The sequence below is a fragment of the Dictyobacter sp. Z7_2 genome, from assembly GCF_057551105.1.
In genome coordinates, this window is the sequence record NZ_BAAJPE010000002.1 from 3,023,663 (window position 1) to 3,046,139 (window position 22,477).

Here is a 22,477-nt window from a genome sequence, read left to right on the forward strand (position 1 = left end):
TTTGACAGAGCAGAGGCAGACAAGTGGCAATGCTCATCTCCCGCCTGTTTTTGCATCGATGAGATACATTGCTGTGGTGCCGCTCTCGCTTTGTCTCTAGGATTGGGCATCCCAGTTGGCTCGATCACCAGAGAAGATGAGTTTTTTCTCCTCGAACGGTTGGTGTTCAATGCTACGTCAGAGACGACTGATCCCTATACCACATTCGCTGCTCAATATCCAGTATGAATGTGGCGGTGTTCTCAGAATAGCTCATTACCCCGTCTGAGAGGGTGGCGATCTTGCCTCCCATAACCCGAATCTCATGGCTCCCAGATTGCATTGCCCGGTGATCATGAATCCAGCCAGGTGGACTGCCAGTGGTTTCCAGGCGCTCTATCTGGAAGGTATGGGTACCAAGCCGATAGACCGGCGTCTCTCCATAGTGCCTTTTGCCTGCATATCCTAATGACCCGATCAGGTAGATCGAGCTACCAATCAGGGTCGCCGAATGAAAATCAGTCGGTGGAAATACTGCCTCTGGATAGCCATAGATATGGATGGTTCCGTCAGGATCATGGACAAACACATCGTTGTAGATGCAAAAATCTGGATCATAATAATCCTCATGCTCACCTGCGACTTGGACAATGCGGTCATCAGGTAACAAGGTCAGCGACTGCCCAAAGCGTTCAGCACACCAGGTTGGCTGTCCACGGCCCCACGAACTGAAGTTAAACCTCTTTCCCGCCTGATACGCATTTATTCCTGAGCGGATCATGGCTTCCCAGAAAGGAGTATTCATCTGCTCTGGATTATGCGCCCCAAAGCGAGCTGAACGGTCTTTGAAGAAGTCCTCTTGAGAGACATCGAAGAGCTTCTCATCTGGGTCCTCAGGATATCCCAGGAGCATCCGTTGCGCCTGGAAAGTGAATTCACGCGGGTGCGCCCCAGCTTTCAAAAGGATCTCAATGCACTCTTTATTGCGGCACTCACACGCAGCCACCAGGGGGGTGCGGTCAAAATCGTCCGTCTGCTCAAGAGGGGTCCCGATTTCAAGCAGCCATTGAAGCATGGGTTCATGGCCATATTCGATGGCGTAAAACAAGGAAGACTTGCCATCAGAACCTCGTGCGTTCCCATCGGCACCATGCTCCAGAAGAAGCCTGGCCTTGGCTATGTCGCCGATTTGAGTAGCAAGAAGCCACGCCGTTCTTTCCCAATAGTCGCGCTCCTCAAAATCGATGCCACCCTTGATGAGCGCTTCAACATCAGCAAAGGAACCAAAGGCAACAGCCTCAAAAAGGGGCGTGAAATTCGCATCGTGTGCATTGGCTCCGTGCTGAAGAAGCAGGTGCGCCAGTGCGAGATCGCCTTCTGTTGCATAGACCAGAGGAGGTAGCCCCTTCTCATCGTGCTCATTGACATCAATGCCTGAACGTTCTGAACTCAGAAGCTCGCGAACGTGACGCAGATCTCCCTTTTCGACGGCTTGATGAAGTTCATATTGGGTCATGAGGTCCCTTCTTCCCTTCTCGGTACACGGCAAAGTAGCGATGGCTTGCCAGAAAGAGTGAGGAGTCCCTTTTCGTGGTTGTGGCCACGATGTTTCATGAGGTCTTCCTTCTGTCACGAAATACTCGGATTTCTTCGATGATAACTCATATGGCTTGCTCTTGTAAAGGGGACACTGATTGGGACTGAGCTTGACCCACTTTTTAGCACAGCTAGTAATGTGATTGGAGAGGCTAGGAGGACATTCTGGCGAATCGAATATTCTAGAAGCGTTAAATTGTTTTCTATGGCGGCTCTGAACATACCTTCTATGGTTGATGTATCCAATGAAAACTTACATCAAATTTATCTGTAGTTCTATTCTGATAAATTTATTCTTCTAACCAATCGCTCCTATCCTAGAAGAGTTGACATGTATATAGCAATCAAGATATTTATAATTAATAGAGGCTATCCGTCTGCCCCACATCTAAATCATCCAGGACATAATGTCTGGCCGTGACTTCAATCGACTTATGTCCCAGGGCTTTCTGTGCTTTCCTGATATCGATCTTCGCCAGTTCTGTCCCGACGAAGCGCCTGAAGTCGTGCGGCTTGATATTTTCTATCTCACACTGCTGCGCATATTTTTGCACCACTAACCAGACGCCAGCTTCAGAAATAGGTTTTGTGGTTGGAATGGCGGCTCGCGTGGTGAAGCTGGTGAAAATATAGCTACTCGTAATGGGACGTGTCGCCAGCCAGATATCGATCAGCTCTTTTGCCTCGATCGAGATATTGGCATCTCTGTACTCGATATCAGTTTTTCCACGGACGCGCAGAATATAGCCTCGACCTCTTCTCTCTATCTGCCTGATCGTCAGTGTTGCCAGTTCGGACGCTCGCATGCCGGAGGAGGCCAGGGTGGCAAGTAATGCTCGATCTCTGGTGCCGATCACGGTATCCCCGGGAGGCGAGCTACAGAGTCGTCGCATATCTTCTCGGCTGATGCGCGTGCGGGAGTTCTTTTTGAGCTTGTCTTTCATTGCCTTCAGCTTGACGCCAGGCACATCATTAAATTGCATGCGCAGCGCGGGATCGATCAGGTTTCTGATGGATGCCTCTTTGACGACGCGCTTTACCGCACTCAGCATCCTGTTGATCGTATTGGGAGATTTATCGCCGGCAAGAGCCATCTCATCGCGCCAGAGCGCCAGCGTCTGGGAGCTCAAAGGTTGATGTCCATGAGCGTCGCAGAAAGCTTGATAGGCGTTGACATCGCGTTTATACATCGCAATCGATGAGGCTCCTAATTGCCCGGCTAGCATGCGCTCAATATTGAAGTCTTGCTCACCAATCTTGAATACAGTGCCTTGATCCTGAGAAGGGACTAAGTCCATAGCTATCTTCATCCTTATAATCATCCGAATAAAAGGTAAATTAAATCGTCATTTAATCAAGCTTTATAAAAGTGATTATATCAGAGCCTATCAAGTCTTCAAACAACAGTTACTTTTGGCATATGTCCCGATTGTGTCTTTTTATACTTCCTCCTTCCTGGCTTGTGATCCTATACTGTACTCAATCCTGAATATAAGACTGCTATTGATATAAGGAGTTATTCAATCGTGTCAGAATCGTCCTCGGAAACGACGCAGACAACAAAAACCGGCTCCATCCATCCGCCTGAAGATGGTCGTGCCGTTGAAGTTGATGTACAGAATCTGGTAAAAACCTTTGGAAAATATGAGGCGGTGAAAGATCTCTCATTTACTATCGGCAAAGGTGAAATCTTTGGACTGCTTGGTCCGAATGGAGCCGGGAAAAGCACCACAATCAATATGATGTGTGGCTATCTCGCAGCGACCTTTGGTGACACGCTTATTGCCGGACAATCAATCACCAGGCATCCTCGTCAGGTGAAGCGCATGATCGGAGTTGTGCCGCAGGAGATCGCACTCTATCAGGATCTGACCGCACTGGAGAATCTGGAGTTCTTTGGCGAGATCTATGGCCTCTCCTCGCGAGAGCGCAAGGAGCGAGCACCCTTACTCCTGCACTTTGTTGGACTCTATGGACGCCGCAAAGAAGCCGTCAAAAAATTCTCTGGCGGCATGCAGCGTCGTGTCAACATGGCTGTCGCGCTGATGCATCAGCCGACTTTTCTGATGATGGATGAGCCAACCGTTGGTGTTGATCCACAATCTCGCGAGCACATCTTTAGCATGATTGAGCAACTGCGTGATCAGGGAATAACTATCCTCTATACGACTCATTATATGGAGGAGGCCGAGCGATTGTGTGATCGCATTGCTATCATGGACGAGGGAGAGATCATTGCTTCCGGTACGCTGGAACAATTATTGGAACTACGTGACCAGAAACGCGAAGTGCAACGACCTCATGGGTTGCAAGAACTATTCATCCAACTGACTGGAAAAACATTGCGTGACTGATAGCTCGAAATGGCAGAGTATATAAAGATATATAACAATAAGGCGATAAAAGAGGAGATTATGAAGACACTCTGGTATATCACTAAAAAAGATTTATTGCAGCTAACGAAAGATAAAAGTGGACTGATATTCATGTTGATTGTGCCCTTGATCCTCATCTCGGTTGTCGGCTTTGCCTTTGGCAGTCTCTATGGGGATGGAAGCAGTCAGATCCAGATCAGGGTTGCTTTAGCCAATCAGGAGACCGCGCCCGATGCTTTTATCGGTAAGACTATCGCCAGTGCGCTCAAGTTGAATACGAAGCAGTACGCTATCACTATCGATGAGTATCATACTTCAGAGCAAGTGACTGAGCAGGTATCAGCGCCCAACAATGCGGCCAATGTTGGAATTGTGATCCCGCCAGGAGCCAGCCAGACACTGACCAACGATCTGCAACACAACATTACTCCCAGGCATCTGGTACAGCTTTACACATTGCCATCTAATAATGACTTGCGTATTACTGTGGTACAAACGATTGTGAATCATGTTGTACAGGCGCAGTTGGCTGGCAGTGCAGCTGTTGGTCAGGTCTCTCTCATCTGTCAGCAGACGGGTAATCACTGTGCTCCAAACACCATTGATACTACTGCTATCAGTGCCTCTGTGGCCAAAGCTGATGTTGAGGCTGATCAGGCGATTGAGTCAGTGACTGCGGGGAGTGTGATCAATATTGGTCCATTTGATCAGGTGCTTCCTGGTTATGCTATCTTCTTCTCTCTCTTTGGGCTTAATGCGGTCGCGGCGACAATCTTGCAAGAGAAGGAAAACGGAACCTTCCGACGCTTATTGATCACGCCCATTCAGAAATATTCTTTGCTGGGCGGCAAAATGCTGGCACAATTTATCGTAACAATGGCGCAGCTCTCCATCATTTTTCTCATTGGCTACTTTGTCTTCAAAGTGCATATTCACGATTGGCTGGCGGTGAGCCTGCTGTTGATTGGTACCAGTTTCGCGGCGACCGGTCTGGGTATGCTGCTGGTTTCAGTGGTCCAGACACGTGCCCAGATTAATCCGATCGTGAGTCTGGTTGTGCTTATCACCTCAGCGATAGGGGGGGCGTGGTGGCCGCTCTTCCTTGAGCCAACCTGGTTGCAGCAACTGGCTAAAATCGGCATCACCGCCTGGGCCATGGAAGGTCTTAATGGCTCAATGATTCTGGGGAAAGGCTTTATGGATGTCCTGCCCGATATTCTGGGCTTACTGGCCTATGGCTTGATCTGTCTGCTGCTGGCGTTACGGCTCTTCCGCTTCCAGCAAAAGACAGCAGTTGTGAAGTAATCGTCGGGTATCCTGCATCGCTGTAATGTTGTGCGGGATACCTGGTGGCTTGTTGAACGAGCGTCGTTGACAGAGCTTATCTTATCCAGCCATAATGGAACATATGAGCATATTTTAGTGTAGGGAGAAGCATATTCATGACCGACTTCATTCGTATTCTGCTCTGTGAGGATCAGACCCTTATGCGTCAGGGATTGCATACCATCCTTGAACTTGAGCCGGGTCTGCAAGTTGTTGGCGAGGCTGCCGATGGCATAGAGGCGGTGAACCAGTACCATAAACTTCGTGAGCAGGGTGATGGTCCTGATGTTGTGCTCATGGATATTCAAATGCCGCATATGAGCGGTGTACAAGCTACGGCTGTGCTTACAACCAGCGACGCTGCTGCTCGTGTGATTATCCTCACCACCTTCGACTACGAGGATTATGTCTTTGATGCTATCAAGGCTGGAGCTATGGGATATCTGCTCAAAGATGTACCTGCTGAAGAACTGGTGGCGACTATTCGTCAGGTCTATGCGGGTGAGCCATCTATTCAACCCAGGATTGCTAACAAGCTGCTGCTCGAATTTGGGAGGAAGGGTCGTTCTCCAGGCGATGTATCTCGTTCTTCACAACAAGAGGACCTGAGCCCTCGAGAGATTGAGATCCTCAGATTGCTTAGCGAAGGAGCAAGTAATCGCAAGATTGCTGAGAAGCTTGTGCTGGCTGAGGGGACGGTCAAAAATCACGTCTCGAACATCTTGAGCAAACTTCATACCAAGAATCGCACTCAGGCAGTCTATCTGGCTCGTGAGCGCAAACTGCTTTAAAAGGGGGAAGCCATGTCCGTACCTTTTGATATCGAGAAAGATAATGCTCGCTTTTTTCGTATCGCTCGCAATATGAACACGATGATGGCGATCCTTCTATCTGTCTACCTGACTGTATCGACCTACTCCATCCTGATAGATAATCCCTCCTATATGCATGATTGGCGCGGTGGAACCTGTATTTTTCTGACTGTTTTAGCCTGCCTGATCTATCTTGCTCAGTTTCGTGTGAACTGGAAGAAGCCTTGGCCGCCTCGTTTGCGTGATGCCATCGTCCTATGGAGTAGCTTATATCTTGTTGTACTTCTTCTTACGCTTATCAATAGTGCCTTTTTCTGGGATTTATATGCGGTATATGCGATCAGCTTTAGTCTATTTGGGGGCGTGCGCCTATTGCTTGCCGTGAGCACTATGCTTCTTACATTACTGGCCTTTCAGGGGCTGCTGGTCTGGCCGCTAGCCGCTGATAGACTGGTGAGTATTGTCAGTCAAGCTTTGACGCTCTTGAGCATCACAGGCTCTAATATGCTCTTTCAGCATCTGATCAGTGAGCGATTTGAGCGCAATCGGCTTTTTAATCATCTGGCTCAGGCGAATGACGAGCTAGAGGCTGCTCATCGCCAACTGGCGCAATCGGTGGTTCAGGAACAGGAGCTCGCCGTCCTACGGGAGCGTACCCGGCTGGCACGCGAGATGCATGATACTATCGGTCATGCCCTTGTGCTGATCTCGGTCAAGCTCGAAGCGGCACAGCGGCTGCGCGAACGCGATCCTGAACGCTGTGATCACGAACTGGATGCTACCAAGCAGATTGCACGCGAAACCATGACCTCCTTACGAGCCTCCATTGCCAATTTGCGTTCTCCAACGCTGGAGCACGAACATATCAATCAGGCGCTCAGCCGCTCCGCCAAAGAACTGGCTCAGCGTACCAAATTAGCTGTCACCTACACTCTTCAAGCAGATATTGACTTTCTCCCTGAAGCCGTCGAAGAAACATTATGGAAAGTAAGTCAGGAGGCGTTTACCAATATTGAAAAGCATGCGCATGCCAGTCGGGTACAGGTCTGTACCAGTCGCAAGGGTGGGACATTGTTGATGCGTATCCAGGATGATGGTATTGGATTACCCGCAGCATTGCAACAGCTCGATAAAGATGGCTGCCCGATATATATCAGCCCTGATGGTCATTATGGATTGAGCGGCATGTTTGAACGCATAGAAGCTATTGGAGGTCATCTGACACTACAATCCGACAAAGGGCAGGGAACATCGATTGAAGTCGAGCTACCGCTTGCACACAACACGCAATAGTTATCCTTGACTAATCATTCCAGCATGATGTATACTGATGGAAGTAGAGGAGGCAGATAAGCATACTATGGCAGGCAAGAAAGCATTTATTCCAGAACTGGCTTTGGATAAGGCGATGAATTTGTTTTGGGAACGTGGATATGAGGGATCGTCGATTGAAGATCTCGTACAGTGTACTGGCGTGGGGCGCGGCAGCCTGTACGATACCTTTGGTGATAAACATGCCTTGTATCTGGCGGCCCTTGATCGCTATCGAGAGAAGTCGGTGCGGACTATGACAGCGTTTCGGCAGCAAGAAGGATCTCTGGTGGAGGTTTTGGAGCAACTCTTTCAGACCTATATTGAGATCCTGGTCAGCGATCCTGCCCATCGTGGATGCTTTCTGGTGAATGCAAATGTTGAAATGGCTTCTCATGACGTGGATGTCTCCCAGAGAGTTCAGTCTGGCTATAATAGTCTGGAGGAAGTGTTTTATTTTCTGCTGATCAAGGCACAGGCCACTGGGGAGTTCGCCTGGACGCGTGATCCTCATCAGTTTGCCCATTTTTTGCTGGGAACTCTGATCAGTATTCGCGTGTTGGCCCGTGCTAACACTGATCGTGAAACGCTCCAGAATATTGTAAAAACAGCCTTGCTGGTCTTCCAATAATTTTTTTGCTTTGATGTTGGAATAATCATTCAAACATCAGTGTTTACTATGGAAATGTGAAAATTTTTGTACATACCACATTTCTCTGGCGTTGTTGGATAGAGAGATCTCAAATTCAGATTTCTCATGAAAGGATAATTTGCGATGAATATCAATGGATCAATCGTACTCGTTACAGGCGGCAATCGTGGACTTGGTAAGGCCTTTGTACAGGCTCTGCTCGCTGCGGGAGCACAGAAAATCTATGTAGGTGCTCGTCGGCTCACAGAGACCAGTGATCCCCGCCTGCATCCTTTGAAGCTGGATATCACTAATGAGAGAGATATCGCTGCGGCCGTTGAGACGTGTCAGGATGTTAATATTCTGATCAATAACGCTGGCATCTTTTTCAATACTCCTTTGCTTGGAGCAGCATCAATTGATAATGCTCGTCAGGAGATGGAGACGAATTATTTGGGAACGCTGGCAATGGCTCGGGCCTTTGCTCCTATTCTTAAAAAGAATGGTGGTGGAGCACTGGTGAATATGTTATCGGGTCTGAGCTGGTTTGTTAATCCGGGAATGGGCTCCTACAGTGTCTCAAAGGCGGCTGCCTGGGCGATGACCAACGGCATACGTATAGAGCTTCGTGCTCAAGGGACGCTGGTCTCGGGCGTCTTCGCGGGCTTCATCGATACCGATATGATTGCTGCTATCGATGCTCCGAAGAGTCGTCCGGAAGATATCGCTGCAAGAGCTATTGAGGGTATTGCGGCTGGTCAAGAGGAGATCCTGACTGACCAATTTAGCCGGGATGTCAAAGCTGGTCTTGCTGCTGACTCACAAGCTTTCTATCGGCAGGTACAGGAGCAGTGGGATAGTCGCTTGCAGCATGCATAGCAGCCTGATTATCATCTCGATTGTAGTCACGCTGATTTTTAAGACAAGTCTCTGATGAAAGGAAGATTTCTATGGATATTCAAGGATCGGTTGCATTTGTGACCGGTGGAAACCGTGGTCTTGGTAAAGCCTTTGTACAGTCATTGCTGGATGCGGGAGCACAGAAAATCTATGTAGGTGCTCGTCAGCTCACAGAAACCGGTGATCCTCGGCTTCAACCCGTGAAACTTGATATTACAAATGAGCAAGATATTGCTGCCGCCGTTGAGAAGTGTCAGGATGTTAGTATCTTGATCAACAATGCTGGCGTCTATGACGGCGCTCCCTTGATCGGAGCACTATCCATCGATGCTGCCCGTGGAGATATAGAAACGAACTATCTGGGGACGCTGGCGATGTCTCGAGCCTTTGCCCCAATCCTTCAAAAGAACGGTGGCGGAGCGCTGGTGAATATGCTGTCGGTTGTGAGCTGGTTTATCAATCCACCATCTGGTTCCTATGGGGTCTCAAAGGCTGCGGAATGGAGTATGACTAACGGTATACGCATCGAACTGCGATCGCAAGGAACGCTGGTCGTGGGAGTGCATGCCGGGTATATCGATACCGATATGGCGGCTAGTATAGATGGTCCAAAGAGTCGCCCTGAAGATATCGCGACACGCACAATTGAGGGCATTATTGCCGGCCAAGAGGAGGTTTTAGCTGATCAGAGAAGTCACGAGATCAAGGCTGCACTTGCAGCTGATCCACAGTCTCTCAACCGGCAAATGCAGCAGATCTGGGATAATCGCAAGGTGCAAGTATAGCCGCCCAAGACTTATGACCGATGGGCAGATATCTTACTTTATCATTTGAAATCGGATATCTGTCCTGTCGGATGTTTCTAGTACCGGTACTTTTTTGAGCTTGCGGAGTTCTATCAGGCTGATCGGTGTGACTTTAACTGGGAACTTCTACATATACATTGCCATTTTCAATTTTTGTATTCAGACTGGGTAAGGGGGGGAGCGTATATTTGTAGTTGGTGATGAGCTGTGCTCCTTGAGTGCCAAAGAGTGCTCCATGACAGGGACAAGCGAAGTTACGCTCTGTATTTTTCCATTGAACCAGGCAGCCCATATGTGTGCAGGCGGCTGACAGAGCAATAACATTATCTGTGCTCTGGCTTGTATCTGAGGCGTTGGCAGGTGCTCGCAGAACGTAGCCAACGATTGTGTCCGTCGTAAAGCGTACAGCTTCATTTCCCAGATCTGCGAGTGCCGTCACAAAGTGCCAGGTGGTGGCCGCACCTGCGATTATGTGCAAGCGTTGGCTGTTGGCTGGCGGTGATGGATATTTTAGCTCAGGCTTATCTGCCACGCGGGCATTTTCACTCTTTTGTTCCTCATATCCCACCCCTGCCCCGACGACCAGTGAAGCGGCAGCAATGGCTCCGCCTGTCAGGAGACCCCGACGTGAGAAGAAGCGCACCCGTTTGGCGTTGCTTTTCCCTGGAGTCGTTGCTCTCTCGGGTTCGGAGTTGATCTCTAACTGAGTATTGGTAGGTACGGAGGATGGTTTCTCAACTATGAGGTTGGGTTTGGGTTGTGTCACTGGCGCTTGTACGCTTGTTTCAAGTAGTTGAGCTTTCAAGCGCTCGACAAACTCTGGATCTGGTTCCGCATTGTCATCTGTTCCAGCACGAAAGAGAGCCGCCATTTGATAGACACGCGCCTGTTCTGGTGTGATATTTGTTGGAGGATGAGCCACTTTCCCTGCTTGTAAGGCCTCGATATAGTTTGCTAGCTCTACGTAATCCTCAAACCGCTCCTGGTCTTCGTCAGGCATGGTTGCTCTCCACTGCAATGATTAGAAACTACTGTCACTTGTTGATGATCGGCTCAAGCTCGGCTGCACGTTTAAGTGCGCGAAATTGCGTCACTTTGACGTTCGCTTCTGTGATGTTCATGCGCAAGGCCGTCTCTTTAATTGAGAGACGTAACAAGAAACGGCATGTTAATACTTCTTGTTGCTGTTCGGACAAGAGATGCAGGATGGCCTGCACTTTTTCTGTGGGCGTCTGACTTACTGGACGGGCTTCCTCCTCGACTGGACCTTCCCAACCGGCATCTAAGAGTTCTTCCAGAGAGCGTACATCTGTACGGTAATATTGACGCCAATAATCGGTCACGGTCGTGCTGGCAACTCGAAAAAGCCACGCTTGCATACTCTGCTGTCCGCGTTCCATATCGACACCACGGACAGCCTTCATAAATATTTGAGTCGTGAGATCCTCAGACTCTTCGCGGTTACCCACCTTGCTATAGACATAACGATATATCATACCAAGATGTTCCTGGTAAAATGTTTGAAACGCCTGCTGCTCTTGTCCTGATGGGTCGCCTGATGTCTTCAAAAGGTTTCCTCGATCTCTCATGAGCGAATTTGGTCTCCCTAAAAGGGAATACGCATGCAGGTTACAGCCAGGAACAATTAGATGGAGGAAAAATCAGATATCCAGGATTTTGCCTGGATATCTGGATTGCAAAGCTACTCATGGCTGGCGGGATGCCGACTTTTGGAAGAGATTTCTGCCGTACTTATAGATATAGTGTTGCGTATCAAATTTGCGCTTCATGCCATCGGCCGACATATAGCGTATCATGCCGAAGATGGATCGCTCTTTCCAGGGCCTGTCATGAAGACCTCCAATGGCCCAGCCGATGCCCACATAGCCACCGGCATCGCGACCATCCAGCTCATATTTGTCATTCAGGTAGACAGAAGTAGTGAAGGCCTCTTCAGGAGTCTGGCTCCATTCCAGAATCTTCTTTCCCCAGTACATTCTCATATAGCCATGCATCCGACCGGTGTGCACCATTTCAAGCTGACAGGCATTCCATAGCTCATCATGAGTGCGTGCCTCCTCCAACTCCTGCTGTGTATAAACCCAATCCCTTGGATCATTGGCATGCTTCTGAAGCGTTTTTCTGCCCCAGTCAGGACAGCCCTCTAAAGAATCATATTTGGGATTATAATAGGCAAAATTGATAGCGAGCTCTCGGCGGACAATCATCTCTTCAAGATAGGCGGCTTTTCCGCCGCTGATATCGATATGAGGACTACCACTTCCGGCATTTTCCGGTTGATACTGATTAACATCCCAGGCTAATTGCTGCGCTGATATCTGTCCAAAGTGCAGATAAGCCGACAACTCACTTGTCCCGACCAACACTGGATCATTACGCTGCTCGCCATAGCCCTGTAAACGATCTTGCAGCAGCGTCTTAACGCGCTTTTGTCCTTCTGTATATCCTCCATGCGCTATGCTTGATGGCGTGACACTTGTATCAATCTGCAAGCTCTCCAGATAGCGCAATGGTTGCTGGATCTCTCCTTGATCGCATGGGGCCTCTTTGAGTGGATACGCGGTTTCAATATCGACCATTGGCTGTAAGTAGGTAGGGAGCAGTTTTTGTATCTTTGGACGTATGGTGCGGGCCGCATATTCCTGATGGGGAATACATGTCATTGGTACGACAGTATCAGTGTCTACACAAAGAAAAGGGATCTGCAAATGCTGCTTGAGATCCTCACGCCATTGCCGTGGCACTCTGAGCTCACACATATCGCTGACAACCGCCGCCGCCTGCAACTCCTCGCTGAGACCGGCTATTGTACTGGCAGTATTTCCCTTCCTGATCACAAAGGGTATACCTCGCGTTTGTAACTGCCTGGCTGTATCCTCTAAACCCTCTAGCATAAAGGTATAGTGGCGTATGTTGGCTGCTGGATATGCGGTGACAACAAAGATGCTTATGACGGGTAGATGTAACGCGTTTCCCAGTATAATGGCGGTATTTAAGGCGTGATTGTCTTTTCCTCTTTGTGCACGCTGCATCCAATAGATAACGCATCTGGCGTTCTCTTTGCAGGCTCCTGCACGGTATACATGGATGCGCTGCTGGCCTGCTTGTCCCTTAACAAACGTATCAATATCAATCATCTAAGATACTCCCTTTCCACTTGGATATATCTTAGATGTTTCGTTGCTCTTAAATGGGTAATAGGTGCATGAGCTAACGGGCTTCTATTTCTACGTCAACGGGAACGGCGACCTTTTCGGCTGGCTCGCGGATATCGATCTGGAGCTTGCCATCGAGGGCGCTGACATGCACCTCGCCATTTTGTGGGATGTTGGCCAGCAGGATGCGTAAGCTTAATGGGACAGTCAACAGGCGCTCGATGATACGACGTAGAGGACGAGCTCCTTGTGTCTGGCTAAAGCCTTCTTTACAGAGCAGGTCGATGGCGCTCTCATCCGTATGCAGGATCAAGCCCTGCTCCAGCAGGCGCGAGGCCAGATCGTTGATCTGCAAGCGTGTAATCTCGTGTGTCTGGTCAGGCGTGAGCGGATGAAAGATCACGACGTCGTCGATACGGTTGAGAAATTCGGGACGGAAGGTCTGCCGTAGGCGATCCATCAAGCGGTCGCGCTGCATCTCCTCCTCGACTCCCTTGATGCTGGCGCGGAAGCCGCTGGGCATAGAGCGTCCAAGCATCTCGGTGCCGACATTTGAAGTCATAATCCAGATGGCATGTTGCGCATCGACGGTATGACCCTGAGCATCGGTCAGGCGACCGGCATCAAAGACCTGTAGGAATAGATCAAAGACCTCTGGATGCGCTTTCTCCAACTCATCGAGCAGAACGACGCTGTGGGGACGTCGTCGCAGCTTGCCAGTCAATTGTCCCTCTTGATCATAGCCGACGTAGCCGGGAGGCGCTCCGATCATGCGCGAAATCGAATGTTTCTCCATATACTCAGACATATCGACGCGAATCAAGTGGTCATCTGAACCAAAGACCTCTGCGGCCAGAGCTCGTGCCAGCTCGGTCTTGCCGACACCGGTTGGTCCTAAAAACATGAAGACGCCTGCGGGTCGATTGTGTGGCTTGAGCCCTGCTCGCGAGACCTGGATCGCCTGTGCGACGCGGGTGATAGCCTCGTTTTGTCCAATGACACGGGATTTCAGGCGTGCATCCAGACTGAGTAAGCGATCGCGCTCCTCGCGTCCGGGTGCGCGTACAGGAATACCTGTGCGTGCTGAGACAACTTCTGCGATCATGCCTGCCGTGATTACTGGCGACGCGCCAATCTCATCAAGATCATCCTGTTCCTGCGAGTCGTCCTCAATCGAGAAGACGCGAGCCTGTGAGCAGGCCTCATCCAGGACGCTACAGGCTTTATCGGGCAGGCGCAGGTTGGGCAGGTATTGGACGGAAAGATTGACGGCCGCTTGCAGGGCTTCGTCGGTGATTTTTGCGTGATGATGGTCTTCATAGAGGTCGCGCATGCCTTTGAGAATGACAAGGGCATCTTCTGGCGATGGCTCTTCGATCATGATTGGACGTAAGCGCCGCTCCATGGCCGCGTCTTTCTCGATCAAGCGATACTCTTGTGGAGTGGTGGCTCCGATGCAGCGTAAGCGACCTCCAGCCAGCGCGGGCTTCAGGATGCCTGCGGCGTCGATACTGCCATCTGCGGCGCGCCCGGTACCGATCAGCAGATGCATCTCGTCGATAAAGAGGATCACATTGCCGCTCGTCTCGGCCTCTTCCAGCACCTTGAGCAAGCGCTCTTCAAATTCTCCGCGATACTTTGTGCCTGCCACGAGCGAGCTGGCGGATAACTCGATGACGCGTTTGCCACGTAACTCCGGTGGAACTTTACCGTCGACGATACGTTGGGCCAATCCGGCCACGATCGTGGTTTTGCCGACGCCGGAGTCGCCAATCAGAATTGGATTATTGCGATCTTTCAGCATCAAGGTCTGCATCAATTGACGGATCTCTTTTTCCCGTCCAATCAAAGGTGTGAGCTGTTTATTGGTGGCCTGTTTCGTGAGATCGCGTCCTAACTTCTCGAGGGCGGAATTGTTGCCCTTGGAGATGATGTCAGGATTGATTGGACCTCCAATATCATCGGGGACCGCCTCTGGACTGGTGGTGGCCGATGGTACAAGCTCCAGTAAGGCGTGTGCGTTACTGGTCAGGATCATTTCGGTGAGCTGGTTTGGGTTGATGCCTAATTTGGTGAGCAGCTCATGTGTCACGCCATCACCTTCGCTCAAGACGGCCTGCGCGATGGCTCGCTCGTCGACAGAGCTTGAGCCAGCGTTGACTGCATTGCGCTCAGCGGTCTGCAAGATTTCTTTACAGCGTCGCGTTGGTAAAATAGGCGTATCGCTGGTAGCTTTACCTGATCCAAGGGCCAGGCGAATGACGTCGCGTACCTGCTTGGATGAAAATCCCAGATTGCGTAGAGCGTCCTGTGTACAGCCGCCATCGAGCTTGGTCAGAGCGATAAAGAGGTGGGGGGTTCCCAGATAATCCTTATGCATCCGACGTGCCTCGCCGAGCGCGAACTCCAGCACCGCCTTCATGAAGCGGCGATCCGGCGCGTTGGCAGAGGAGAGCAAGGGCGACATTAATTGACTGTCATCGAACGGGTCAATGTGTTCAAACTGGCGTTCCTTGTTCGTGAGCGAGCTGACGACCAGGCGTTGCGTGGGATCTCCGTAAAGGATGAATGAGAGGCAGGAGGTGTCATCAAGATAATGTTGTGCCATCGATAAGCGTGCGCGGCGTAATGCCTCGCCTAACGCCACTCCATCGGCGATATCCTGATAGAAGAGAGTCATGAATTCGCGGGCGCGAGCGGCCTGGATTGGCCAGCGTTGGATGATGACTGAGCCTGCTCCGGCTGCGAGTATTGAGCCTGCGAGCTTCTCCATCTGCTCATCGCGTTCCTGTGCCGCAGGCAGCAAATTGTTGGTCGAGCGGGTTGGACGGTCGTCTTCGTGATAGCTCAGAAAGACGAGCGGATGTTTGGGAAGTCCCTGTAAAAGCTGCTCAAAGGCGGTTGTATCCAGTCGGGAATTGCCTGCCAGCGCGAGAGCCGACTCATTATCATTGGTGAACGCTGGCATGGGACCAGCATAATGGAGCACATGAGGAGCATCGGTGCTGATCCGTACGCGCATCTCAAGTTGATTGGCTTGCTGACGATACAAAATAATTCTTGTGACAGACTCGGGGAGGCTGGTACAGAGCGATGCCACTTCTTCTTCCGCACCTGGTCGCTCGCCAGTTGGATTGACTAAAAAGAGGACTGACAGTCCTTGCGTCTCACGTTTCGTGGCTTTGTTGCGGGTGACACGGTCCAGGTTAGATGTGCGTGCGGAGGCTTCACGATCCTGTAGCAGAATGCGACCGATACTGAGTCCCTGACAGAGGAAACGCCTGGTTTTGGAACTATTATCAAACATCAGTTCCCAGGGGATATCTGGCGTATTCGTGCTGAAAAGCAGGGCAGAATCGAGTCGACGTACCGTTTCCTGAAGTGGAATTGGAAGTAAGGAGTCGAAAAGAAAACGTCCTAGTGTTAGAATGGCATCACTGGTCGGTCCGGCCTTGGTGATCTGGCGTCTGGTCTCGCCCAGTTGACCTGTCATGCCGATTGCTTGTAACATGCGGCGGAGGCGATCGCGGTTCTCGTTGGTTAGATCCGTGCTATACTCCTGGCCGACAGGGCCATCGGGAAGATCAAGGCGAAACCGATAATTTGTGTCTGTACGTATGATGCTTAATAGGGCTGGTTGTTCCATGAATAACTTCTCTTCCACAATCTTCCCGGCGATCGTAATATCTACGACTGCTACAAAAACACACACGAGTTCTCGGCAAAAGCAGTATACGTGTCTTAACCTCTATGTGTCAATAGTTCGGATTCTAAGAGATTGTTTTTGCTTCTATCGATATTGGACAGGGCGAGGAAACGTCTACTTGTCCGGTTTCCATTATACCACCACCGCAGACGTTTTCGGACTCTATTTTTTGTATCTTCTTTTTTCCTATTGGAGTGTAAAAGAGGAAGAATACGTTGCCAGCTATGGTAGAAAGGCTATCTTGTTATGAGCGCAGATCTTTTATGGAAAGTCGCTGAAGGCGATACGGTAAAACTCAGTAAATATGATCCAGATTATACCCATCCACACATCAAGCGCGTAGAGGCCGATGCTGAATTGGCGCAACTCACGCAGAAGCTCTCTGATTTGCAGGAGCTGTTGTACGCGGCACAGCATCAGAGCGTGCTGATTATTGTGCAGGGGATGGATACCAGTGGCAAAGATGGCACCATCAGACATGTATTTGGGACCTTGAATCCGCAGGGATGTGTCGTGCATTCATTCAAAGTACCGACCGCTGAAGAGGCGTCGCATGATTTCCTCTGGCGTATCCACAATGCGGCTCCTCCCAAAGGAGTGCTGGGCATTTTCAATCGCTCGCACTATGAAGATGTTCTGGTCGTGCGCGTCCACGATCTGATCCCGGAGGATGAGTGGAGCAAGCGCTACAAAGCCATTAATCACTTCGAAAAATTACTGACACAGAACAGCACAATCGTGCTCAAGTTCTTCCTGCACATCAGCAAGGATGAGCAGACCGAGCGGCTACAGGCTCGTGTGCAGGATAAAAAGAAATCCTGGAAGATATCGAGCGGAGATTTCGCCGAGCGACGCTATTGGGATGCCTATCAGCATGCCTACGAGGACGCCCTGAGCAAGTGTAGTACAGATGATGCTCCCTGGTACATCGTGCCCGCGAATCATAAGTGGTACCGCAACATAGCGATCGCCCAGACAGTGGTTGATACCCTCCAACGCTACAAAGATGAATGGAATTCCGATCTCGAAGCTCGCGGCCGCAAAGCCTTAGAGGAGCTTCAACAGATGCGCGACCGCAACGAGCTCCAAGATCTGTAACGTTGGCCGCTTGCGTCCAACACGCTAAAGTTAAGGAGACATCACCCCAAAGAGATCAAGCAAGCAGACGTAGCGGCGCGGCTCCGCCGTGCTGTCTGTGGCTCGTACGGTAACGTTGCCCATGGCGCTCCATTGAGAGACGCTCCCAGGCCGAATCATACGAGCCACAGACAGCACGGCGGAGCCGCGCCGCTACGTCTGTGAGCGTTGACGCCGTAGGCGAACGGTTTTTTATTCTTATCTTAACCGTATTGGATGCAAGCGTCCGACGTTATTGGCTTGGTTGGAGTTTGCGCGTGGGGCGGCCTCGCGAGCGAGCTGGCGGCGGATAATAGCTGGTTGGTGCGGTTGTGATGATATCTCCGATGCGGAGCTGTACCTGGAGGTAGCGCGTGCCTGCACGATGATAATGTGCGAAGAGCATCAAGCTGTGATGGGAGATAATATCGGTTTCATCGGTATGTCGATCGAGCAGCATCTGTCCGCCGATCGTCTCCTCGGCCGCCGTCACCGCCATCTCTTCGCCGTCATCGTTCATGATCAGCTTGCGCGTGTCGCGATGGATACGATTGGGCCAGAGGATCAAGGCGATGGATTGTCCCTTGAGTCTCTGCTCCTGGAGGCGATCACCCAGGTACTCCGATAACTTATTCAGAGCGCTACACGTCTCGTCGGCGTCGGCTTGATGGTTGAAGCGTACGCGAGCGTTCTGACTCAATGGAGGCGCATCGGGGATGACCAGACTATCGTCATCGCCGCTAGCTACGCGATAGAGCCAGCCTCCCAGATATCCCAGGCGGCGGATAAGCCCCTCTTCTGAGAGCGCTGCGACCTGCGCGAATGTGCTGATGCCAAAGTCGCGCAGATGAGCAATCATCTCAGCCACAGCGACCGCATCGATCTGCTCACTTCTGCCCTCAATTACGGGAGCATGCGAGTTTTGACTCTCGTTCCGCTCAGCGAGCTCTGGGATAGAGCCAGGCTGTCCGGTCCCGGCCGCACGCAGCTTCAGCAGGAGCGAGAGCGGCAAGGTCTGCACAAATGAGGCCTCTCGTCCATGTGGAATGTAGAGTACTCCCTGACGATTATCTTTGCGACTCATCAAGGCGGCCAGCTCGGCCGTCGACTTGCCGTTGGCAACGCCGATTAACGCATCGAGTCCTAATTCTGCGATCTCTGCGCACAGCCGTTCGGCCAGCGTGACGGGAGAATTGAATTGTAACTCGCATCCGCGCAGATCGATAAAGGCATCTGAGATGGGGATCGACTCAATGATGCGCGAGTAAGTGCGATAGCGCTCCTTCAACTGCTGGATGATTGGCTGATAGCTATCATAGGATGCTGGCAAGAAGCGCGTCCGTGGAGCGATGCGATGCGCTCGTCGCAAAGGCATGCCGGGAACCAGACCCAGACGAGCGGCGGCGGGAGAGACGTCGATCACGCGTCCGGGCTCATTGGGACGGCCGGTACCTGTGCCAACCAGGAAGCTTTGTCCGCGCAGCGATGGATCAAGTTGCTCTTCCAGCGTGCAATAGAAATGGTCGATGCGCACGTGCATGATGCCCTGACGTAAGCGGGCTCGTTCCGCTGCGTGGGCGGCCTCATTCATCTCGCTGTTGGGACGAATTGGACGCTGCTCGTCCGCTATCTGCGCCGAGCCTTGTAAGAGATGTCGGGATGGTCGGGATGGTGACGATTTGTGAAATTGTTGCATAGCATTCTTCTACAATATATAAGCTGGCGAGTGCGAACGACGAAAAGGATATTACTATTTCTACTATATAATACACAGTCTGGAATTTTTTTTGCCTACGTGGGTTTTACGCTGTTCTATCTTGCTTGTATGTTTCTCTATTATAGCATCAAACATCATGAAGAGATAGATAGAAGTGGTTTTGTTCGTGACACTCTCAACGCTCTAATGTCGGCTGGGAGTGCCATACTTGATAGGTGGAATATTAATTGCTCAGTACAGAGAGATTGGAGAAGGCCGCTTCTGATTTTGTCTGGCTGACTCCCATACCAAGGCCCCCTCCAGAGAAGGAAGTATCTTTGACTGTTCCAACCTTTGTTCCATTTACGCTAAAGGTAAAGATGCCATTTTTGTCAGAGATACTATATACATTCTTTTGAGAGCGACCTTTGAATTCGTGAAATGTGCCTTTACCATTAATACCAGCATCATTATCTGTACTGGGAAATAGTTGCTTCCAGGGGCTGTCATTGTCAGCATGGCGATCATCATATTTATCAAATTCATAGGTGACATTGGTGCCGTTGTTGACTCTGAAAACATAGAATGTAGAATTTTTGTTGTTATTATAACTTTGATAATTAAAAACCATGCCGTAGAAACTGAGGTTGCTTGTGTTATCCTGGTCATAATGGATGTTCTGCATGGTCAAATTATATGTGTAACCCTTGGGTGCTTCAAAGCCAGGTATGAGGGCATAGCCGAAGTACTTACCATCTTGTCGAATATGATAAGCTCCATTTGCAAATGCGAAATTAATGTCATTTTGTTCTCCTCGTGCCCAGTCGCGATCAGCATAAGCCAGAGATTCAGAGACTATCAGGGAGGCGTTAGTGACAGCTGTTGCAGTGGCATTCACGGCTGCGGTTGCAGCTGGATTGTTTGTTTGTCCCTTATTGGAGGTGTTGGCAGGGTTTGTGGTTTTCTGAGGTGTGGAAGCGGTTGTATGCAATAGATAGTAACCGCCTGTAGTTACTACTATGAGGAAGATCAGAGCAATCAGCAAGATCATCTTGTGATTGAGTTTTGTTTTGCTGGCGAAGGGGCTATTAGGCGTTTGTGGTGGTGGTAGGGCTCCTGTAGGTGATTGGGGGAGGATTGGCAGAATGCCTGTTTTGAATTCACCGGGCCTGCCCGGAACCGGCATACGTACGACCTTCACATTTTGATTCAGTGTGAGCATACCGGTATCGCTTCTATAGTCTCCCAACTGTCCTGTTGGAGAACCGAGCTGCGCTGTCGAATAACCTCCCAACTGTCCCGTTGGAGTACGTGGAGCGTCAAATTGCCCATTTCCTGGATTCCCTGATTCCTGATCAGTCCAGCTGGTTTGATCGTGGGGCGTTTGGAAAGCATTGACTGGTGCAAATGGTTGCGGGATCTCTTGCGTTTTGTCATTGGAGTTATCAGGATTGAAGTTGTCCATGGGGGAGATGGTATGCGCCGGCGTTTGAGCCGGATTATTCCAGGCATCTTCGCTGGCTATCGAGCTCGTTAAAGGATTACGGTTGCCAAAGAAGTTCTTTTTTGGTGGAGTTGATCCTGGTTGGCTGCCATCTTCTGAAAATGGTATTTGATTAGTGGACATAAATAATAGCTTCCTTGCTTGTTCATCGCATAAATAGAATGTGTTTTTGTTTGCTTATCCCCTAAAATCCCCCACCGGTCCTACGTGCCCTTGATATAGTAACTGCTTTCAATATTCTTGCCAAGCATATCAGGCCAATGGATGACTAAAATCTCATAATTATCGATGAACTAAACAAGGAAGCTAGCTACGAGCCACTGATGCTGATCAAGGTCACTTTGTAACTGAATTGGCGAGCTCTCTAACCAATGGATCAATCTGCTCGGCGGCTAAAATATCCTGTGCCCGTAAATAGAAAAGAAAGTTTTGGAAGGCCAGACGCAGCGCGGTATACATCTCGGCGTTGGGGACTACATCTCCCTCCCACCACCAGTTAAGGATATTCCAGGTTGTGCCGATCAGGCGTGAGTCGAGGCGAGCGACAAAGCGATCTCCATAGAAGACCGGGAGCACGTAGTAGCCCCAGCGACGTTGTGCGAGCGGCTTATAGACTTCCCACAGATACTGAAAGTCAAAGATCTGCTGGAGCGCCTTGCGATCCCATAACAGACTATCCAGAGGACCAAAAAAGGTGATGTGCGGTGGCGGCAATGGTGCATCGAGTGAGGAGAGTAAGTTGCTGGGCATGTAGTAGAGCGACTTTTTTGCTCCGACATAGACAGGTGTTAGCGTTCCGGCCTCCACCAATTGAGCAATGGCTGCCTTGCGCTGTGCAGTATCGCCGCAGGCGCTCCAGATGGCGGCTTCGGCATTTGGACGGAGCAATCCGACGGCTTGAAAGCGACGTGCAATGATCCAGCGATGATAGGTGTCGGCATCGCTGATCTGCTGCGTGTAGTACTGTGCGGGAATGACGCGCTCAGGCCGATCGTAGTAATGGCGACCGTTTTTGCGATGATGCGTGACAAGGATGCCACTGACCCATAAGGCTCTCAGGACACGCTTGATATCCGTTTGACCGGCCCAGGAATGTGGCTCACCGCCTACGCGTACACGATCTTCGAACTCCAGCGAGGAGAGTGGTCCGCGCTCGTCGATGGCAGCCATGATGCGAGGAGCTGTCTCAGGTTTCGCCTGTAAAATCTCACGATCGTGATAGGGACGATACATCTCACGCGTATATGTGCGCATCCCCCAGTCCTCGGAGGGAATCAAGCAGGCTTGTTTATCCCAGGCGTCGTATATCAAACGATCGCTATAAGCCGCCTGCTGCCAGTCATCGACGCGATAACCGGGGATGCGTGCCTGTAGGACCAGATCCGGGTTTCTCCCCACAGGATTCAGCGGATCATATTGGACCGTCCCGAGGCGTGCGAAGACGCCTGGGAGGTCGGTGAGCGCTAGATGATAGTTGGCAAGAAAGCGTCGAGCCTGTTCCTGCGAAATGTCGATACTCATAATTTCTCAGTTCCGCCAGTAC

The 22,477-nt window shown here is 50.5% G+C and carries 18 protein-coding genes; 8 read left to right on the forward strand and 10 right to left on the reverse strand.

The window, feature by feature from the left end; translation table 11 throughout:
* Nucleotides 1–172 precede the first annotated feature (172 nt).
* The 3 genes from AC27N8_RS26235 to AC27N8_RS26245 all read right to left on the reverse strand — a co-directional run bounded on the left by AC27N8_RS26235 (nt 173) and on the right by AC27N8_RS26245 (nt 2,873).
* On the reverse strand, nt 173–1,495 hold the full coding sequence (locus AC27N8_RS26235) for an ankyrin repeat domain-containing protein (protein ID WP_487070954.1): 1,323 nt from the start codon (nt 1,493–1,495) through the stop codon (nt 173–175).
* Between the two features lie 113 nt (nt 1,496–1,608).
* A complete protein-coding gene (locus tag AC27N8_RS26240; RefSeq protein WP_487074755.1) occupies nt 1,609–1,797 on the reverse strand; it encodes a hypothetical protein in 189 nt (62 codons plus the stop codon).
* Between the two features lie 137 nt (nt 1,798–1,934).
* A complete protein-coding gene (locus AC27N8_RS26245; RefSeq protein ID WP_487070956.1) occupies nt 1,935–2,873 on the reverse strand; it encodes a tyrosine-type recombinase/integrase in 939 nt (312 codons plus the stop codon).
* A gap of 228 nt (nt 2,874–3,101) precedes the next feature.
* Between AC27N8_RS26245 and AC27N8_RS26250 the strand changes: the two genes are divergently transcribed.
* The 7 genes from AC27N8_RS26250 to AC27N8_RS26280 all read left to right on the forward strand — a co-directional run bounded on the left by AC27N8_RS26250 (nt 3,102) and on the right by AC27N8_RS26280 (nt 9,715).
* Nucleotides 3,102–3,929, forward strand: a complete 828-nt coding sequence (locus tag AC27N8_RS26250; RefSeq protein WP_487070958.1) for an ABC transporter ATP-binding protein — start codon at nt 3,102–3,104, stop codon at nt 3,927–3,929.
* Nucleotides 3,930–3,989: 60 nt separating this feature from the next.
* Complete coding sequence (locus tag AC27N8_RS26255) at nt 3,990–5,255, forward strand: ABC transporter permease (RefSeq protein WP_487070960.1); 1,266 nt, start codon at nt 3,990–3,992, stop codon at nt 5,253–5,255.
* A gap of 137 nt (nt 5,256–5,392) precedes the next feature.
* Nucleotides 5,393–6,067: a response regulator gene (locus AC27N8_RS26260; RefSeq protein ID WP_487070962.1), complete on the forward strand. Its 675-nt coding sequence runs from the start codon at nt 5,393–5,395 to the stop codon at nt 6,065–6,067.
* A gap of 12 nt (nt 6,068–6,079) precedes the next feature.
* The gene (locus AC27N8_RS26265; protein WP_487070964.1) at nt 6,080–7,381 is read left to right on the forward strand and encodes a sensor histidine kinase; all 1,302 of its coding nucleotides are present in this window, start codon (nt 6,080–6,082) and stop codon (nt 7,379–7,381) included.
* A gap of 67 nt (nt 7,382–7,448) precedes the next feature.
* Nucleotides 7,449–8,030 carry a TetR/AcrR family transcriptional regulator gene (locus AC27N8_RS26270; RefSeq protein ID WP_487070966.1) on the forward strand — a complete coding sequence of 194 codons (582 nt, stop codon included), beginning with the start codon at nt 7,449–7,451 and terminating at the stop codon, nt 8,028–8,030.
* A 144-nt stretch (nt 8,031–8,174) separates the two neighbouring features.
* Nucleotides 8,175–8,909, forward strand: a complete 735-nt coding sequence (locus tag AC27N8_RS26275; RefSeq protein ID WP_487070968.1) for an SDR family oxidoreductase — start codon at nt 8,175–8,177, stop codon at nt 8,907–8,909.
* A gap of 71 nt (nt 8,910–8,980) precedes the next feature.
* Nucleotides 8,981–9,715 (forward strand): SDR family oxidoreductase, encoded by a 735-nt coding sequence (locus tag AC27N8_RS26280; RefSeq protein ID WP_487070970.1) that lies wholly within the window; start codon nt 8,981–8,983, stop codon nt 9,713–9,715.
* Nucleotides 9,716–9,848: 133 nt separating this feature from the next.
* Here the strand turns inward: AC27N8_RS26280 and AC27N8_RS26285 are convergent, their stop codons facing one another.
* The 4 genes from AC27N8_RS26285 to AC27N8_RS26300 form a co-directional block, all read right to left on the reverse strand.
* Nucleotides 9,849–10,736: a Rieske (2Fe-2S) protein gene (locus tag AC27N8_RS26285; protein ID WP_487070972.1), complete on the reverse strand. Its 888-nt coding sequence runs from the start codon at nt 10,734–10,736 to the stop codon at nt 9,849–9,851.
* A 34-nt stretch (nt 10,737–10,770) separates the two neighbouring features.
* Nucleotides 10,771–11,304 (reverse strand): RNA polymerase sigma factor, encoded by a 534-nt coding sequence (locus tag AC27N8_RS26290; RefSeq protein WP_487070974.1) that lies wholly within the window; start codon nt 11,302–11,304, stop codon nt 10,771–10,773.
* 138 nt (nt 11,305–11,442) lie between these two features.
* Entirely contained in the window at nt 11,443–12,894 is a 1,452-nt protein-coding gene (locus tag AC27N8_RS26295) for a deoxyribodipyrimidine photo-lyase (RefSeq protein ID WP_487070976.1), read from the reverse strand.
* A gap of 73 nt (nt 12,895–12,967) precedes the next feature.
* Nucleotides 12,968–16,558 carry an AAA family ATPase gene (locus AC27N8_RS26300; protein WP_487070978.1) on the reverse strand — a complete coding sequence of 1,197 codons (3,591 nt, stop codon included), beginning with the start codon at nt 16,556–16,558 and terminating at the stop codon, nt 12,968–12,970.
* A 306-nt stretch (nt 16,559–16,864) separates the two neighbouring features.
* Here AC27N8_RS26300 and AC27N8_RS26305 point away from each other — a divergent pair, with 306 nt between their 5' ends.
* Nucleotides 16,865–17,716, forward strand: a complete 852-nt coding sequence (locus tag AC27N8_RS26305; RefSeq protein WP_487070980.1) for a polyphosphate kinase 2 family protein — start codon at nt 16,865–16,867, stop codon at nt 17,714–17,716.
* Nucleotides 17,717–17,987: 271 nt separating this feature from the next.
* On the opposite strand, the gene AC27N8_RS26310 is transcribed toward AC27N8_RS26305, so the two are convergent.
* From AC27N8_RS26310 to AC27N8_RS26320, 3 genes are all read right to left on the reverse strand, one after another.
* On the reverse strand, nt 17,988–19,430 hold the full coding sequence (locus AC27N8_RS26310) for a DNA polymerase Y family protein (RefSeq protein WP_487070982.1): 1,443 nt from the start codon (nt 19,428–19,430) through the stop codon (nt 17,988–17,990).
* Nucleotides 19,431–19,674: 244 nt separating this feature from the next.
* The gene (locus AC27N8_RS26315; RefSeq protein WP_487070984.1) at nt 19,675–21,057 is read right to left on the reverse strand and encodes a hypothetical protein; all 1,383 of its coding nucleotides are present in this window, start codon (nt 21,055–21,057) and stop codon (nt 19,675–19,677) included.
* 213 nt (nt 21,058–21,270) lie between these two features.
* On the reverse strand, nt 21,271–22,455 hold the full coding sequence (locus AC27N8_RS26320; protein ID WP_487070986.1) for a DNA glycosylase AlkZ-like family protein: 1,185 nt from the start codon (nt 22,453–22,455) through the stop codon (nt 21,271–21,273).
* Nucleotides 22,456–22,477: the final 22 nt, after the last annotated feature.

Excerpts from the sequence above, each read along its gene's own strand:
- AC27N8_RS26235 (WP_487070954.1), bottom strand. The coding sequence starts at position 1,495 with ATGACCCAATATGAACTTCATCAAGCCGTCGAAAAGGGAGATCTGCGT.
- AC27N8_RS26240 (WP_487074755.1), bottom strand. The coding sequence starts at position 1,797 with ATGTTCAGAGCCGCCATAGAAAACAATTTAACGCTTCTAGAATATTCG.
- AC27N8_RS26245 (WP_487070956.1), bottom strand. The coding sequence starts at position 2,873 with ATGGACTTAGTCCCTTCTCAGGATCAAGGCACTGTATTCAAGATTGGT.
- AC27N8_RS26255 (WP_487070960.1), top strand. The coding sequence starts at position 3,990 with ATGAAGACACTCTGGTATATCACTAAAAAAGATTTATTGCAGCTAACG.
- AC27N8_RS26260 (WP_487070962.1), top strand. The coding sequence starts at position 5,393 with ATGACCGACTTCATTCGTATTCTGCTCTGTGAGGATCAGACCCTTATG.
- AC27N8_RS26265 (WP_487070964.1), top strand. The coding sequence starts at position 6,080 with ATGTCCGTACCTTTTGATATCGAGAAAGATAATGCTCGCTTTTTTCGT.
- AC27N8_RS26270 (WP_487070966.1), top strand. The coding sequence starts at position 7,449 with ATGGCAGGCAAGAAAGCATTTATTCCAGAACTGGCTTTGGATAAGGCG.
- AC27N8_RS26275 (WP_487070968.1), top strand. The coding sequence starts at position 8,175 with ATGAATATCAATGGATCAATCGTACTCGTTACAGGCGGCAATCGTGGA.
- AC27N8_RS26280 (WP_487070970.1), top strand. The coding sequence starts at position 8,981 with ATGGATATTCAAGGATCGGTTGCATTTGTGACCGGTGGAAACCGTGGT.
- AC27N8_RS26285 (WP_487070972.1), bottom strand. The coding sequence starts at position 10,736 with ATGCCTGACGAAGACCAGGAGCGGTTTGAGGATTACGTAGAGCTAGCA.
- AC27N8_RS26295 (WP_487070976.1), bottom strand. The coding sequence starts at position 12,894 with ATGATTGATATTGATACGTTTGTTAAGGGACAAGCAGGCCAGCAGCGC.
- AC27N8_RS26300 (WP_487070978.1), bottom strand. The coding sequence starts at position 16,558 with ATGGAACAACCAGCCCTATTAAGCATCATACGTACAGACACAAATTAT.
- AC27N8_RS26305 (WP_487070980.1), top strand. The coding sequence starts at position 16,865 with ATGAGCGCAGATCTTTTATGGAAAGTCGCTGAAGGCGATACGGTAAAA.
- AC27N8_RS26310 (WP_487070982.1), bottom strand. The coding sequence starts at position 19,430 with ATGCAACAATTTCACAAATCGTCACCATCCCGACCATCCCGACATCTC.
- AC27N8_RS26315 (WP_487070984.1), bottom strand. The coding sequence starts at position 21,057 with ATGTCCACTAATCAAATACCATTTTCAGAAGATGGCAGCCAACCAGGA.
- AC27N8_RS26320 (WP_487070986.1), bottom strand. The coding sequence starts at position 22,455 with ATGAGTATCGACATTTCGCAGGAACAGGCTCGACGCTTTCTTGCCAAC.